Annotated in this window: 13 protein-coding genes; 8 read left to right on the top strand and 5 right to left on the bottom strand. The window is 61.4% G+C overall.

Features of this window, described 5'->3' with window-relative positions; genetic code table 11:
- Nucleotides 1-130: 130 nt before the first annotated feature.
- Both IE095_RS01450 and IE095_RS01445 read left to right on the top strand, forming a co-directional pair.
- Nucleotides 131-2,926, top strand: a complete 2,796-nt coding sequence (locus IE095_RS01450) for a calcium-binding protein (protein ID WP_189409695.1) — start codon at nucleotides 131-133, stop codon at nucleotides 2,924-2,926.
- A 55-nt stretch (nucleotides 2,927-2,981) separates the two neighbouring features.
- The gene (locus tag IE095_RS01445) at nucleotides 2,982-4,430 is read left to right on the top strand and encodes a TrkH family potassium uptake protein (protein WP_189409693.1); all 1,449 of its coding nucleotides are present in this window, start codon (nucleotides 2,982-2,984) and stop codon (nucleotides 4,428-4,430) included.
- 22 nt (nucleotides 4,431-4,452) lie between these two features.
- On the opposite strand, the gene IE095_RS01440 is transcribed toward IE095_RS01445, so the two are convergent.
- The 3 genes from IE095_RS01440 to IE095_RS01430 are packed head-to-tail and all read right to left on the bottom strand — an operon-like array spanning nucleotide 4,453 to nucleotide 6,685.
- Nucleotides 4,453-5,433 carry a methyltetrahydrofolate cobalamin methyltransferase gene (locus IE095_RS01440; protein WP_189409691.1) on the bottom strand — a complete coding sequence of 327 codons (981 nt, stop codon included), beginning with the start codon at nucleotides 5,431-5,433 and terminating at the stop codon, nucleotides 4,453-4,455.
- A 3-nt stretch (nucleotides 5,434-5,436) separates the two neighbouring features.
- Entirely contained in the window at nucleotides 5,437-6,360 is a 924-nt protein-coding gene (locus IE095_RS01435) for a methylenetetrahydrofolate reductase (RefSeq protein WP_189409689.1), read from the bottom strand.
- Nucleotides 6,361-6,376: 16 nt separating this feature from the next.
- Nucleotides 6,377-6,685 (bottom strand): virulence factor, encoded by a 309-nt coding sequence (locus tag IE095_RS01430; RefSeq protein WP_189410123.1) that lies wholly within the window; start codon nucleotides 6,683-6,685, stop codon nucleotides 6,377-6,379.
- Between the two features lie 234 nt (nucleotides 6,686-6,919).
- Between IE095_RS01430 and IE095_RS01425 the strand changes: the two genes are divergently transcribed.
- Together IE095_RS01425 and IE095_RS01420 are read left to right on the top strand one after the other, a co-directional pair.
- The gene (locus tag IE095_RS01425) at nucleotides 6,920-8,062 is read left to right on the top strand and encodes a Ppx/GppA phosphatase family protein (protein ID WP_189409688.1); all 1,143 of its coding nucleotides are present in this window, start codon (nucleotides 6,920-6,922) and stop codon (nucleotides 8,060-8,062) included.
- A 1-nt stretch (nucleotide 8,063) separates the two neighbouring features.
- Nucleotides 8,064-8,804 (top strand): RlmE family RNA methyltransferase, encoded by a 741-nt coding sequence (locus tag IE095_RS01420; protein ID WP_189409686.1) that lies wholly within the window; start codon nucleotides 8,064-8,066, stop codon nucleotides 8,802-8,804.
- A gap of 49 nt (nucleotides 8,805-8,853) precedes the next feature.
- On the opposite strand, the gene mepK is transcribed toward IE095_RS01420, so the two are convergent.
- Entirely contained in the window at nucleotides 8,854-9,423 is a 570-nt protein-coding gene (gene mepK, locus IE095_RS01415; protein ID WP_189409683.1) for a peptidoglycan L,D-endopeptidase MepK, read from the bottom strand.
- 309 nt (nucleotides 9,424-9,732) lie between these two features.
- Here mepK and IE095_RS01410 point away from each other — a divergent pair, with 309 nt between their 5' ends.
- The 4 genes from IE095_RS01410 to IE095_RS01395 are packed head-to-tail and all read left to right on the top strand — an operon-like array spanning nucleotide 9,733 to nucleotide 14,003.
- Complete coding sequence (locus tag IE095_RS01410; RefSeq protein WP_189409682.1) at nucleotides 9,733-11,352, top strand: L,D-transpeptidase family protein; 1,620 nt, start codon at nucleotides 9,733-9,735, stop codon at nucleotides 11,350-11,352.
- Nucleotides 11,353-11,397: 45 nt separating this feature from the next.
- A complete protein-coding gene (locus tag IE095_RS01405) occupies nucleotides 11,398-12,507 on the top strand; it encodes a UDP-3-O-(3-hydroxymyristoyl)glucosamine N-acyltransferase (RefSeq protein ID WP_189409681.1) in 1,110 nt (369 codons plus the stop codon).
- A 3-nt stretch (nucleotides 12,508-12,510) separates the two neighbouring features.
- Nucleotides 12,511-12,774, top strand: a complete 264-nt coding sequence (locus IE095_RS01400; RefSeq protein WP_189409680.1) for an acyl carrier protein — start codon at nucleotides 12,511-12,513, stop codon at nucleotides 12,772-12,774.
- Entirely contained in the window at nucleotides 12,774-14,003 is a 1,230-nt protein-coding gene (locus IE095_RS01395) for a beta-ketoacyl-[acyl-carrier-protein] synthase family protein (RefSeq protein ID WP_189409679.1), read from the top strand. The genes IE095_RS01400 and IE095_RS01395 overlap by 1 nt, the downstream gene beginning before the upstream one ends.
- A gap of 72 nt (nucleotides 14,004-14,075) precedes the next feature.
- On the opposite strand, the gene IE095_RS01390 is transcribed toward IE095_RS01395, so the two are convergent.
- Nucleotides 14,076-14,747, bottom strand: coding sequence for an invasion associated locus B family protein (locus IE095_RS01390; RefSeq protein ID WP_229804394.1), 672 nt, complete (start codon nucleotides 14,745-14,747; stop codon nucleotides 14,076-14,078).
- Nucleotides 14,748-14,834: the final 87 nt, after the last annotated feature.

Genomic DNA, 14,834 nt, shown 5'->3' with positions numbered 1-14,834 from the left:
GCCCGGTGCTGCGTACAGGCAGTTCCGCCTGATTGTTTCGAAATCGAGTGCTTGTTCTTGCAACCCTGATAGGGTCTAACACTTTCGGTCCACACGCAATCAACAACGGTGTTGCTCAATGTATTATCGCATGAACGTAAATGATCCTTGGGAAGAATTTCATGTGCCATCGGGCAACGAGTCCGCAACGTTCACGAATTATTCCCCCATGACAGTTGTCGGCGGTAACGGCGACGATACTATTGGTGTTTTTGGCGGTTGGGCCGATGTTGTCGCTGACGACTTTGACACCATAAGCGGTGGTGGCAACGATTGGTTCTCAGCGGATGGTGGCAACGACCTGCTTTACGGCGGGACTGGTAACGACAGCCTTTTCGGTGGCAACGACGACGATAGCCTTTTCGGTGGCACGGGACATGACTCATTGTTCGGGGGTGATGGCCGCGATTTTCTTTACGGTGACGAAGGCAACGACACGCTTTCGGGGAGCAATGGCAATGATGTCTTGTATGGTGGCCCCGGCGACAACGTCTATTACGGCGGGGCCGGTGATGACACCATGTGGCACGATGTGCTTTCTGAAAGCAGCGGCACGATGCTGGCCTATGGCGAAGCGGGCAATGACCTGATCATCGGGCTTCTGGGCGACGATACAATTTACGGCGGCGACGGTGACGATTACTTGGCGACCTTTGCAATGTCTGGCCAAGATGATGGTAAGGACAGCCTGTCGGGCGAGGCGGGCAACGACACTCTGTTAGGTTATCTCGGCGACGATTCACTCTACGGCGGCGCTGACGAGGATTCCCTCTCGGGAGGCGATGGCCATGACAGCCTGTCGGGCGGCGACGGCAACGACACGCTCGATGGTGGCGATGGCAATGACACGCTGGACGGTGGCGACGATGCTGACGTTCTCTATGGCGGCTATGGGGTAGACTCGCTTTCTGGCGGCGCGGGCAATGACACCTTCTATGGCAGCCATGGCAATGACAGCCTTTATGGCGGCCTTGGCGATGACAGCCTTTACGGCAGCGATGGGGCTGATCTGGTCTATGGCGGTGATGGCAATGACACCTTGCAGGCTGATCCCGGTGGCACCGATACACTGTACGGTGACGATGGCGATGATCGGATCGTCGGCCATGTTGACCCCGATATGATCTTTGGCGGCAATGGCAATGACGCGATCCTGTCCTACCACGGCAACGACACCATCGACGGCGGTGAGGGCGACGATTATATCCACGCCGGCGCGGGCGATGACAATCTGACCGGCGACGCCGGAAACGACGACATCCAGGGTGCCGAAGGCCGGGATCAGATCTTCGGCGGTGCTGGGGAAGACACGCTGAACGGCGGTGACGACAATGACTCGATCATTGGTGGCGCCGGCAATGACCGGCTTTATGGCGAGGCTGGCGACGACATCCTGCAAGCGATCGATGGCAATGACCTGCTGGAAGGCGGCGACGGCAACGACTTCGTTTATGGTGGGGCCGACGCCGATACGCTTTATGGCGGCGGTGACAATGACTACCTGTCCGGCGATGCGGGCCAAGACAGCCTGTCGGGCGGTGCAGGCAATGATCAACTCTTCGGCGGCGCGGACGCCGACACCCTTTCGGGCGACGCTGGAAACGACACGCTGGCAGGCGACGATGGCCATGACCAACTTTACGGTGAAGGCAACGCCGACAGTCTTTCCGGCGGCGAAGGCAACGACACGCTCGACGGCGGCAATGACAGTGACACGCTTGAAGGGGCCGAAGGCGACGATTGGCTGATCGGCGGCTTGGGCAATGACAGCCTGACCGGCGGTGCGGGCGATGATATGCTGATCGGCGGTCGGTTCTTTGACACCATCGCTGGCGGCACCGATACGCTTTCAGGGGGCGACGGCAACGATGGCTATTTCATCGACGACATCACCGATGTCGTGATCGAAAGTGCCGATCCCAGCGGCGGCAATGACTGGCTCTATGCTTTCAGCATCAACGTCGATCTGAACAACTACATCGGCATCGAAAACGCTGGCGTCCAAGGTAACGGCCTTCAGGCCATTGGCAATGCAGCCAACAACATGCTGCAAGGCTATGGTGAGGGCGTTGTCCTCACCGGCAATGCCGGCGACGACACGCTTGAACTGCACAACACCAATGTCACCGCCGCCGCCTATGGGGGTGAGGGCAATGACACCCTGACCGGGGAAGGCGCGAATGACAGCCTTTTCGGCGGCGCGGGCAACGACGACGTTCGTGGCGGTGAGGGCGACGACACGCTTCACGGTGATGACGGTGATGACCTGCTCATGGGCTTCCAGGGCAATGATCTGCTTTATGGCGGGGCCGGGAACGATACCCTCGGCGGCCGCGAAGGCACCGACACGCTCGACGGCGGCGCAGGCAACGACGACTACTATGTCCTGAACGCCCAGACCCAGGTGGTCGAGGGTGCCGATGCTGGCCGCGACCGCGTGTTCAGCGAAACGGTTTCCCTCGTCGCCAGCCGCTATGCCAATGTCGAGGTTTTCACCCTTTCGGGCAGCCTCAACCTCAACATCACCGGCGGCGCAGGCGATGACCGCATGATCGGCAACGCGGGCAACAACCGGCTGACCGGTGGCCTTGGTCGCGACAACATGACGGGTGGCGCGGGCGATGATGTTTTCGTCTTCCGCAACAAGGGTCAGATCGACCGCGACGTGATCAGTGATTTCGGCGCAGGCGACAGCATTGACCTGTCTGCATTCATGGACGGCGGTAGTTTCATCGGCGGCAGGGCTTTCTCGGGCAAGGCCGATCAGGTCCGCTATGACCGCGCCGACGGACTGTTGCAGGGCGATGTCAACGGCGATGGCAAGGTCGATTGGACCATCAAGATCACCAACGACGCCCGCCTGAACGCCGACGACTTCCTGTTCTAGGCCTTTGCCCCCGGCGTTGACAAACGCCGGGGGCAAAGCCATTCCTGCCAACACAATGCAGGATATCCGCCCCGTCTTTTACGTCATTGGCCTGATGCTGGTTGCTTTGGCCGGTCTCATGCTGATTCCGGCCTCTGTCGATGCGGTCGAGGGCAATGGCAACGCGGGCGCGTTTTTTACCGCAGCCCTGATCAGCGGGGCCATTGGCGGGCTGGTGGCCCTTTCCACCCGCAATGGCGTTTCTATCTTGTTTGACACACGGCAGGCCTATCTTATCACCACGCTTGCCTGGATCATTGTCTCGTTCTTTGGCTGCCTGCCCTTCATGCTGGGCGCGCCCGGCCTCAATCTGACGGATGCTTATTTTGAATCCGTCTCGGGCATCACCACCACCGGGTCGACCGTCATTGTTGGCCTCGACAATCTGCCTTCGGGTGTGAACCTTTGGCGAGGGATGCTTAACGGCATCGGCGGATTGGGTATTGCCTTCGTTGCCATGATCTTTCTGCCTGTCATGCGGGTGGGGGGGATGCAGTTTTTCCGCGTGCAAGGCTACGACACCTTGGGCAAAGTTCTGCCACGCGCCTCAGACATCGCTTTGTCGTTGCTCGGGGTCTATTCGGGTTTGATCGTTGCCTGCATGGCCACCTATTCGGCCTTGGGTATGACGCCGCTGGATGCTGTCGTGACAGCCATGTCCACCATCGCCACCGGCGGTTTTGCCCCAATGGATGCCTCTTTTTCAAAGTATCCTGGCCCGATCGAATATGCCGCCATCCTGTTCATGTTTCTGGGGGCTATGCCCTACATCCGCTTTGTCCAACTGGTCGCCGGCGATGCCCGCCCGTTGTGGCGCGACAGTCAGGTGCGTTCCATGGCTCGCTGGATTCTGACGGCTGCTGTCTTGGTCACCATCTGGCGGGTCTGGGCCCATGGCGGTCCGGTCGAGGAAACATTTCGCCGCGCGCTGTTCAACCTGATCTCGATCATGACGACCACAGGCTTTGGCAGTGGCGATTTTGGTACCTGGGGGGGATTTGCCCTTGTGGTGGCCTTTGTTGTCGGCATGATCGGCGGCTGTTCCGGCTCCAGCTCGGCCGCTTTAAGCGTTTTCCGCGTGCAGGTCATCATTCAGGCGCTTTGGGCGCAGGCGCGCCAGATTTCCAGCCCGCGTCAGGTGATCGCCATCAAATACGATGGGCGCACCGTCGATGATGAAACGATGGACGGCCTCATCTTTTACACCACCGCCTATATCTTGCTTTTGGGGGTGCTCAGCGTTTTCGTCACCCTGCTGGGGGTCGATGGGGAATCGGCGCTGTTCGGTGTCTGGGCCAGTATTGGCAACATCGGCTATGCCATCGGCCCGGCCACGGCCTCGACCGCCACATTCGTGGATTTCCCGGATTCGGCGAAATGGGTGATGACCTTTTCGATGCTTCTGGGCCGGGTTGCCCTGCTCGCGGCTTTCGTTCTGCTGATGCCGCGTTTTTGGCGGGCCTGATCCGGCCCGCCAAAGCGTGATCTTAGCCGCGACCGCGACGACCGCCGCGCCGACCGCCGGCCGCACTGGTGGCCGCCGCACTCGCCTCGGCAAAGGACAGACCGCCCTCAACCGCCTCCAGCACTTTGGAAAAGCGGATCCATTCCCCGCCATTCGCATCGTGGTTCATCAGAAAGTTCGCCGCCCGGATCGCTTCCATTTCCACCTGACGCACCGGGTTCATGATCGCGCTGGTCATCCCCGCGCCAATCGCCATCGGCAGAAAGGCTGCGTTGATGCCATGCCGGTGGGGCAGGCCAAAGCTGATGTTGCTGGCACCACAAGTCGTGTTCACGCCCAGCTCATCCCGCAGACGCCGCACCAATTCGAACACCTGCCGTCCCGCTGTCGCCATCGCGCCCACGGGCATGACCAGCGGATCGACCACGATGTCATGCGCCGGAATGCCAAAGTCAGCCGCCCGTTCCACGATCTTTTTCGCCACGGCGAAACGCACATCCGGGTCTTCGGAAATCCCCGTGTCGTCGTTGGAAATCGCCACGACCGGCACGTTGTATTTCTTGACCAGCGGCAGAACCAGTTCCAAGCGGTGTTCTTCGCCCGTGACCGAGTTCAGCAGCGGACGCCCTTCGCAGGCCTTCAAACCCTCTTCCAAAGCACCGGGAACCGAGCTGTCGATGCACAAAGGCGTGTCCGTAATCGCCTGAATCCGCAGGATCATTTCCCGCATCAGGGGCGGCTCGACAAAGTTGTTGTCGGCATAGCGCGGGTCTTCGGCCATCTTGTTGGTGAACACGGCGCCCGAGTTCACGTCCAGCACCATCGCCCCGCAAGCCACCTGCTCCAACGCGTCCTTTTCGACGGTCTCGAAATTCCCCGCCTCCAACTCGGCGGCCAGCTTTTTGCGGCCCGTCGGGTTGATCCTTTCCCCGATCACGCAAAAGGGTTCATCAAAGCCGATGACGACGGTTTTGCTTTTCGATTCAATGACGGTCCGTGTCATGCTTTATCCTTGTTGGGCTGCGGGCACGCCTGCCGTGCCGCCGTTGTTGGTCACCCAGGTGGCATTCGTCGTGATGCCGCCCAGCGGGAAGAAATGCACCTGTTCGATGCCGAAATTCGGGTTCTTTGCCTTATGCGCCGCCAACTCGGCCACAAACTCGGTCGGTTCATAGGGCAGCAGCAGTTTCGTCACATCCATCGCCCGCTTTTGCAGCACCCGCAAAGACGCCCCAACCCCGCAAGCAATGGCGAATTTGATCAGCGTTTGCAGCTTGGCTGGGCCTGCGACACCAATATGGATCGGCAGCGAAATCCCCTCCGCCGCCAGACGATCCGCCCAAGCAATCACCGGGGCCGCCTCAAAACAGAATTGCGTCGCCACCGCCATCTTAGCATCGGTGTTTTCCGAAAACGCCTGTTTCCACTTTAACGCCTGCAAAACGATGGCATCACCACCGTCCTTGTCGATGTCCTTGTTTCCTTCGGGATGGCCCGCCACATGCAGCCGTTCAAAATCACCAAACAAGCCACTTTCCAGCAGTTGCATCGACGAATTGTAATCCCCCGCCGGCGTGTTCACCCCACCGCCCAGCAGCAGACCCTGCTTTACCCCCGCCTCACCCCGATAGCGCGCCACCCAATCGGCCAGCGTCGCCCGGTCCGGGATGATCCGCGCCGGGAAATGCGGCATCACGTCAAAGCCTTCCCCCGCCAGCCGTTTCGCCGTCGCCACCATATCGGCAATCGGCGTCCCATCGATATGCGCAATATAGACCCGCGTCCCTTTCGGCAGGATCGCCCGAAAGCTTTCCACCTTTTCCGCCGTCCGCGGCATCACCTCGATCGAATAGCCTTGCAGAAAGGCTTCCACTTCGGGGCTTGGCCCTTCATGGGTTGCCGTATCGCGGCGCAGGGAAAACAGGGCCATCAAACTCTCCAGAAGGTCAGGGTCGGGCCTCCGCCCAACCATCATTGTCAATCAGCAGTTTCAGCCGGGCCTGATCATATTCCGCATCGATCCGCGCCGCTTCCGCCGTGGCCACCGCCACCGCTTCACCTTCCACGCTCACCGGATCGGCCTTGCGCCATTCGGCCAGATAGCTGTCAGTGTCCCGCGCGCCACCCTTCATCGCCGCCCGGTCAATCGCCTGTTCAAACCGCTCTGGCAATTGCACCTTCGCCGCCTGACGTCCCCGGCCCACAATCACCTGTGCCGGAATATCCCGCCAGTACACGATCACCAAATCCGGCATATGCCCGCCCGTCCCCTGCTGTGACTTCCTTCTAATCGGCCCATGCCCACCCTCAAGGTCGGTTTTCGACATGTCCCGTGTCGCTTGCGACCCATGCCTTCTAGCGGCTTTCCCCTGGCCCCGCGATAGCCCTCGAATTGAAAACTTCTCATGAACTTCTTGACAGGGATGGGAATGCTTGCGCCCTGACCCCAAGCGGGCTACCTTTGTTCCAACCACGAATGGAGGGCGGTCATGACGCCCCAGCGTCCCCGACGGGCGGACGCGATCCCGCAGCAGGGCAAAGGCGAATCCGCGCCCTTGCCCCTGACGGTTGAACCGTCAGCCCGTGCTACAGCGCCCGGTCCGGCGTCGCCTTTGTATGCGGCGCTGGATCTGGGCACCAATTCCTGCCGGATGCTGATTGCCCGACCCACGGGCAGTCAGTTTCAGGTCGTGGACAGCTTTTCAAAGACCGTCCAACTGGGGGCGGGGCTTGAGGCGACAGGCCGCCTTAGCCGCGCTTCGATGGGCCGCACCATTCAGGCGCTCAAGGTCTGCCAGCGCAAATTGGAACAGCACGGCGTCAAACGCATGAAGCTGGTCGCGACCGAGGCTTGCCGCCGCGCCAAGAACGGCCGCGAATTCATCCGCCAGATCAAACGCGAAACCGGCCTCTGGCTGGAAATCATCAGCGCCGAGGAAGAGGCCCGCCTCGCCGTCATTTCCTGCGCCCCCCTTGTCGAACGCCGCACCGAACAATTGCTTGTCGTCGATATCGGCGGCGGGTCCACCGAACTGGTTTGGATCGACCTTTCCGGCGTCCCACCCGAGGATCGCCCCCGGTCCATCCTCAACCTCCGCACCGGCTTTGGTGCCCAGGGGGCCGATGGCGCCCGCGTCGTCGATTGGATTTCCGTGCCGCTTGGCGTTGCCACCCTCAAGGACCATTTCGGCGATGTCGATGACGATGCCGCCCGCTTTGCCCTGATGAGCTGGTTTTTCGAAGAAAACCTGGCGTCGTTTTCCCCCTACAACGCCGAGGCCCCCCGCGAAGGCTTTCAGATCATCGGCACCAGCGGCACCATCACCACAGTCGCCGCCTCTTTCCTTGGCCTCAAACGCTATGACCGCAACAAGGTGGACGGTCTCCGCATGACCTCCGCCCAGATCGACACCGTGATCCGCGACTATCTGTCGCTGGGGCCAGAAGGCCGCCGCACCGATCCCCGCATTGGTCGCGACCGTCAGGCGCTGATCATGTCCGGCGCGGCTATCCTTCAGGCGCTGATGCGGATATGGCCCACCGACCGCCTTTCCGTGGCCGACCGTGGCCTGCGCGAAGGGCTGCTTTATGCACAGATGAGCGCGGATGGCGTTCTGGAAGACGGACTTTGACATGACCGAAAAAAACACATCCGGCCGGGGCCAGCGCGATTTGCGCGTCAAGGTCAAGACCGCCAAGGGGCGCAAGCTGTCCTCGACCCTCTGGCTCGAACGCCAGTTGAATGACCCTTACGTCCAGCGGGCCAAGAAAGAAGGCTACCGGGGCAGGGCGGCCTATAAGATTCTGGAACTCGATGACAAATACGGTTTCCTTAAACCCGGCGCCCGCGTCGTCGATCTGGGCTGCGCGCCGGGCGGCTGGTGTCAGGTGGCGGTCGTCCGCGTCAACGCCTTGGGCGACCGCAAGGGCAAAGCGCAGGGCACCGTTCTGGGCGTCGATCTGCAAGAGGTGGAAACCATCCCCGGCGCGCAGATCCATCAGTTGGATTTTCTGGCCGATGGGGCCGACCAGCAGGTCAAGGATTGGTTGGGTGGGCCGGCCGACGTGGTCATGTCTGACATGGCCGCCGCCTCCAGCGGCCACAAGGGCACCGATCACCTCCGCATCATCGCCTTGTGCGAGGCGGCGGTGGATTTCGCCTTTGACGTGCTGGAACCCGGCGGTTCCTTTGTCGCCAAAGTTCTGGCGGGGGGCGCAGAACAGACGCTGCAAACCTTGCTCAAGCAAAATTTCCAAAAGGTGGCGAATGTGAAACCACCGGCCAGCCGTTCGGACAGTTCGGAAAAGTTCGTGGTGGCGATGGGGTTCAAGGGGCGCAAGCCAGCCGAACCACAAGACGACGACGCCGAATAAACGAAAAGGCACCCCGCAGGGTGCCTTTTTCATTCCGTGTATTCGCAGATCAGCCGCCCCAATGGCGCACCGCTCCGCAATCCATATGCACAAAGTTCGACCGCGAATAGCGCCCCACACCGCCCGAGGCGCAGGATTCAGCGGCTTTCGCCATCTGCCCGACCGACCGCGACTTCAGCCGCAGATCCGCCGCTTGCCCCACCATATGCAACGAGTTTTTCGCCACACCACCCGACTTGGACCGCAGCATCGAATTGGTCTTCGGGCTGCGATAGCCCGACAACAGCATATAGGGTTCCGACACATCCATCAGCCGATGCGCCGCCGCCATGATGTCCAGATTTTTCGGATCCATCTTGATCGCATCGCCGGTGCGGAAGTCGCGCATGAAGAAATTGATCTCTTTCAGCACTTCGGGGATATATTCCCCCTCCAGCCAATAGATCGTGTTCACGCTTTCGCCGGTTCGGCCCGAATACATGCTGACGCGGCGGATATCACCCGCCCCACGCAAAAGGCCAAAGGCTTTGGAATAAGTGGGGGCTGCCACAACTGCTGTCGCTGCGAAAATACCCAAAAGGCCACGCCGCGAGATGCCTGCCGAGGTGTTGTTCGTCATTCTGAGCGCCTGTCCCTACGCTGGTATTCTACCGCATGTTTCTGCGGTTCTCTGCACTTATCCCCAAGTGTGCTGAAACTATTGCACAGCACGAATCGTCTGGAAAGTGCAGAATGCCCGCCTCAGCGCAGAATGCACCGCAATAGGCAAAAATTTGCTGAATCGTTCCAGCGGGGCAGGGTGACGCTGCGACTGTGAGGAACCGTTGCCAGAATGTGACGATTTTTCGGGTATTTGGCAGGCTTGTGATTGGACAAGGGGCACGAAATCTCACATCCCTGTGTTAAGGCAAGCAGGATCGAGGGACTTATGGCGTTGGGAATTGTTGCAGGACGTTTGAAGTCGGGCCTTTGGGCAGGATTGGCATTTTCCGGATTTTTGACGGGCGCTTCCCCGGTTTTCGCGCAGACCGAAGGTCTGTCCCCCTTTGTGCGCGCCTTGGCCGAGGCTGTGGTCGACGATCCCATCCTCTCGGCCCATTACCGCGCCAATGGATACGAGGCGCATTGGACTGATGCCGATGATGCCGACCGCCGTCAGGCCCTGCTCACGGCCCTTTCCCATGCCGGTGATCATGGCCTGCCCGTCGCCCGCTATGACGTGGCCGAACTGGTTGCCGCCTATCATGCCGCCCAGACCGAAGGCGATCGTGGCCGGCTTGAGGCTCGGATGACGCGCGCCCTGCTGACCTATGCCCATGACCTGCAATCGGGGGCCTTGGTCCCCGCCGATGTCGATGCGGGCATCAAGCGTGAGGTGGTCGTTGTCGACCCCGCCTTGAACCTGCAAGCCTTCCTGACGGCCGCCGATCCTGTGGCCTGGCTCTCTGACCTGCCGCCGCAGTCGCCGGAATACGCCCAACTGGTCAAAGCCAAAATCACCTTGGAACGGCTTTCTTCGACCAACGGCTGGGGTGCCCCGGTCGAAGCCAAAGCCTTGGAACCGGGCCAATCCGGGGCCTTGGTCGTGGCCCTGCGCGACCGTCTGGCGGCCATGGGCTATCTTGGCCTCACCGCCACCCAAGACTATGACGCCGCCATCACCCGCGCTGTGCAGGCTTTCCAGCTTGACCACGGGCTTGAAGCGGATGGCGTCGCCGACGAACTCACCATGGCCGAAATCAACGTCGCCCCCGCCGAACGGCTGGAATCGGTGATCGTCGCGCTGGAACGCCAGCGCTGGATGGACATGCCCCGCGGCAAACGCCATATCTGGGTCAACATCCCCGACTTTACCGCCAAGATCATCGACGATGGCAAGGTCACCTTCCAGACCCGTTCCGTCGTCGGCAAGGATGTCCCCGACCAGCGCACCCCCGAGTTTTCCGACGAAATGGAATATATGGTGGTGAACCCCTCGTGGAGCGTGCCACGTTCCATCACCGTCAAAGAATACCTGCCGATGATGCAGCGCAATCCGGGTGCTGCGGGCCATCTGCAACTGATCGACCGCAATGGCCGGGCCGTCAGCCGCGCCAACATCGACTTTGCCGCCTACAACGCCCGCAACTTCCCCTATGCCATGCGGCAGGCCCCTTCGGACGGCAACGCCTTGGGTCTGGTCAAGTTCATGTTCCCCAACCAATACAACATCTACCTGCATGACACGCCGTCGAAATCCCTCTTCGCCAAGGAAGTCCGCGCCTTCAGCCACGGCTGCATCCGTCTGGCCGATCCCTTCGACTTTGCCCATGCCCTCCTGTCGCGCCAGTCTCTGGCCGCCGAGGAAGAGTTTGACACGACCCTGAAAACGGGCCGCGAAACCAGCGTGCCCTTTGAAAACCACATCCCCGTCCATCTGGTTTATTTCACCGCCTTTCCCACGGCCAAAGGCCAGATGAACTATCGCCGTGATGTCTATGGCCGCGATGGGCGGATTTTCGATGCGCTGGTCGAGGCTGGGGTAGCGCCCGTGGGGGTTCAGGGCTAAATCCTTGGCAGGGGCCTTCTTGCCCCGCCAGACAAGGAAGGCCCGATGACCCATACGATTGGCGAAATTGCACAGGCCTTGGGGGCCGAGGCGGCGGGTGATCTGACGATTCCCGTTTCCGGTGCCTCCGAACCCCACACCGCCGGGCCGGGCGATCTGGCCCTAGCGATGGATCCCAAATACGCGGGCGGTCTGGCGCAGGGCAGGGCGCTGGCTGCTGTCGTATGGCCCGGTGCCGACTGGCAGGCGCTTGGCCTTAAGGCCGCCATCTTCGCCCCCCGCTCCCGTCTTGCCATGTCCGGCCTCACCTGCATGCTTGACCCCGGCCCTGCCATCGCCCCCGGCATCCATCCCATGACTGTCATCGACCCCAGCGCCCAGATCGGGGCAGGGGTCGCCATCGCCCCCTTTGTCACCATCGGCGCAGGCGTCACCATCGGCCAGGGCGCCCGCATCGCCTCCCATGTCTCCATCGCCGAAGGCGCACAGATCGGGGCCGATGCCCTCATCCTCCAAGGGGCCAAGATCGGTGCCCGTGTCACCATCGGTGACCGTTTCATTGCGCAGCCGGGGGCCGTCATCGGTGCCGATGGCTTCTCCTTCGTCACCCCCGAAAAATCCGGCGTTGAAGAAATCCGCCAAACCCTTGGCCAGCGCGACGAAATCCGCGAACAAAGCTGGACCCGCATCCATTCGCTTGGGGCCGTCACTATTGGCGATGATGTCGAAATCGGGGCCAATTCCACCATTGATCGCGGCACCATCCGCAACACCACCATCGGCTCCGGCACCAAGCTGGATAACCTCGTCCATATCGGCCACAACGTCCAGGTCGGCCGCGATTGCCTTCTCTGCGGTCAGGTCGGCATCGCCGGTTCCGCCCGCATCGGCGACCGTGTTGTTCTGGCCGGCCAATGCGGCGTCAATGACAACATCTTTGTTGGCGATGATGTCATTGCCGGCGGCGGCACCAAGATCTTTACCAATGCCCCCAAGGGCCGCGTCCTTTTGGGTTATCCGGCGGTCAAGATGGAAACCCATCTCGAAATGCAAAAGGCCCTCCGCCGTTTGCCCCGCATGGCCGCCAGCCTCGCCGCCCTTCAGAAAGCTGTTGCAATTCCCGGTCAGGATGGGGCCGCATCAGAGACGGAGTAGACCATGGCCGATGTCACCCAGCGCATCCGCGAGATCATCGCCGAACAAGCCCTGCGCCAGCCCGACGAAATCGCCTTGGACGCGGGCCTTGGCGATCTGGGTATCGACAGCCTTGGTCTGGTCGAGGCGATCTTTGCCATCGAAGAAACCTTCAACATCGCCGTCCCCTTCAACGCCAATGAACCCGGAAAATCCGACTTTGATTTCAGCTCTGTCGGGGCCATCGTCCGCGCCGTCGAAGGCCTGATTGCCGCCCGCGCCGCCTGATGGGCCGCGTCGTCATCACCGGGGCAGGCACCGTCAACGCCTTGGCGCAGGATGTGGCGGGGACGTGGGCCGCCATGCACCAAGGCCAATGCGGCATCGGCCCGCTGGATTTCCGCGATGTCGAACGTCTTGCCGTCCAGATCGGCGCGCAGGTCCGCGACTGGAACCCGGAAACGCACTTCAACCGCCAGCAACTCTCCCTCTACGACCGCTTCACCCAATTCGCCCTTGTCGCAGCAAGGCAGGCCGTCGCCCAATCGGGCCTGAACTTTGATGGCCGCATGGGCCTGACCGCCGGTGTCGTGCTGGGCACCGCAGGCGGCGGCGTCAACACTTGGGATGACAGCTATCGCACCGTCTATGAAGAGGCCAAAAACCGCGTTCATCCCCTTGTCGTTCCTCGCCTGATGAACAACGCTGCCCCTGCCCATATCTCGATGGAATTCAACCTGCGCGGCCCCTCTTTCAGCGTCTCCACCGCCTGCGCCAGCTCCAACCATGCCATGGGTCTCGCCTATCAGATGGTCAAACGCGGGCAGGCCAAGGCCATGCTGGCTGGCGGGGCCGAGGCGATGTTGTGCTTTGGCGGCGTCAAGGCTTGGGAAGGCCTCCGCGTCATGTCCCGCGACGCCTGTCGCCCCTTTAGCCTGACGCGCAACGGCATGGTTATGGGCGAAGGGGCGGCGGTTTATGTGTTCGAGGATCTGAAACACGCCCGCGCCCGTGGGGCGGAAATCCTCTGTGAAATCAGTGGCTTTTCGATGAATTCTGATGCGTCCGACATCGTCATGCCCTCCCGCGCCGGGGCCGCCCGCGCCATCGCCGGGGCTTTGGCGGATGCCAAGATGAAACCGGATGAGGTCGGCTATATCAACGCCCACGGCACCGGCACGGCGGCGAATGACAAAACCGAATGCGCCGCCATCGCCGATGTTTTCGGCCCCCATGCCGACCATCTGCTGGTGTCCTCCACCAAGGCGATGCACGGCCATCTCATCGGCGCGACAGGGGCCGTCGAATTGCTGGCGGTGATCCTGGCTTTGCGCGACGGCGTCATCGCCCCCACCATCGGCTATCAGGAACCCGATCCCGAATGCGCGCTGGATGTCGTCCCCAACACCGCCCGGCAGGCCCCCATCAAAGCCGCCCTCTCCAACGCCTTTGCTTTCGGCGGCATGAATGCCGTCCTGGCTCTGCGTAAACATGAGGAAAACGCAGCAAACCCCTGAATTGAAAAGGCCGACCCCAAAAGGATCGGCCTTGTTCCTTGCGGTAGGATGCGTGCTTGCACGCGCCGCCCCTTATTCCTTAGGCACCGGCAGCGCGTCATAGGCCGCTGTAAAGCCTTTCAGCGACACCGTCACATCCACCTTTTCGGTCGAAGCACCCACCGGCACGATCGTCGCTTTCAGCGCATTGCCCTTCTTGAATCCGGCCAGCTCTTCCGTCGTCAGCCCAACCCGTGCCACGCAACCGCCGTTGTCGCACCAGGTGAACGGATAGACCTTCTGCGTCGCTCCATCCACGCCCAGCCGCAACGCCTCGGTCAAAAGCGTGCCCAGAGGGGCAATAAAGTTCGCCCCTGCCGCCGCCTCGCCACCCGCCGGCAGCGGGAAAAGGGCGATCTCGGCCACGGCGTTGCCCTCAGCGCCTTTCAGCAACTGATACATCTGGCAGGGGTCCGACCCATCCTCGGTCTTCACGCAGCGCACTTGCCAATCGCCATGCGTCGCCGCCACATAGATTGACCCCGGCCCGTCCGGGTCTGGCTGCCCCATCGAGAATTCACTCGCCGGATCTGCTGCGCCCTCCGCCGGGGCCGCCGCTTCACCCTCCGCCGGAGGCGTCACAGCGGTTTCCGTCGTCGTGCCTGCTTCTGGCGCTTCGGTCGTCGCTTCCTGTGCCATCACCGCATTGCCTGTGCCCAGCATCAGCACCAAAGCCAGCAGCGGCGTCAATTTCGTCTTGGCCATTTTCAATGTCCTTTGCCTGTTCTGCGCGCGGCTTATCACGCCATCCGCGCCAAGTCAGGTAGGAAATACCGCCCGCACGGCAGCTTT

It is taken from the genome of Neogemmobacter tilapiae, assembly GCF_014652215.1.
In the GTDB taxonomy this organism is placed as follows: Bacteria; Pseudomonadota; Alphaproteobacteria; order Rhodobacterales; family Rhodobacteraceae; genus Neogemmobacter; species Neogemmobacter tilapiae.
This window is presented reverse-complemented; position numbering and strand designations above follow the sequence as displayed.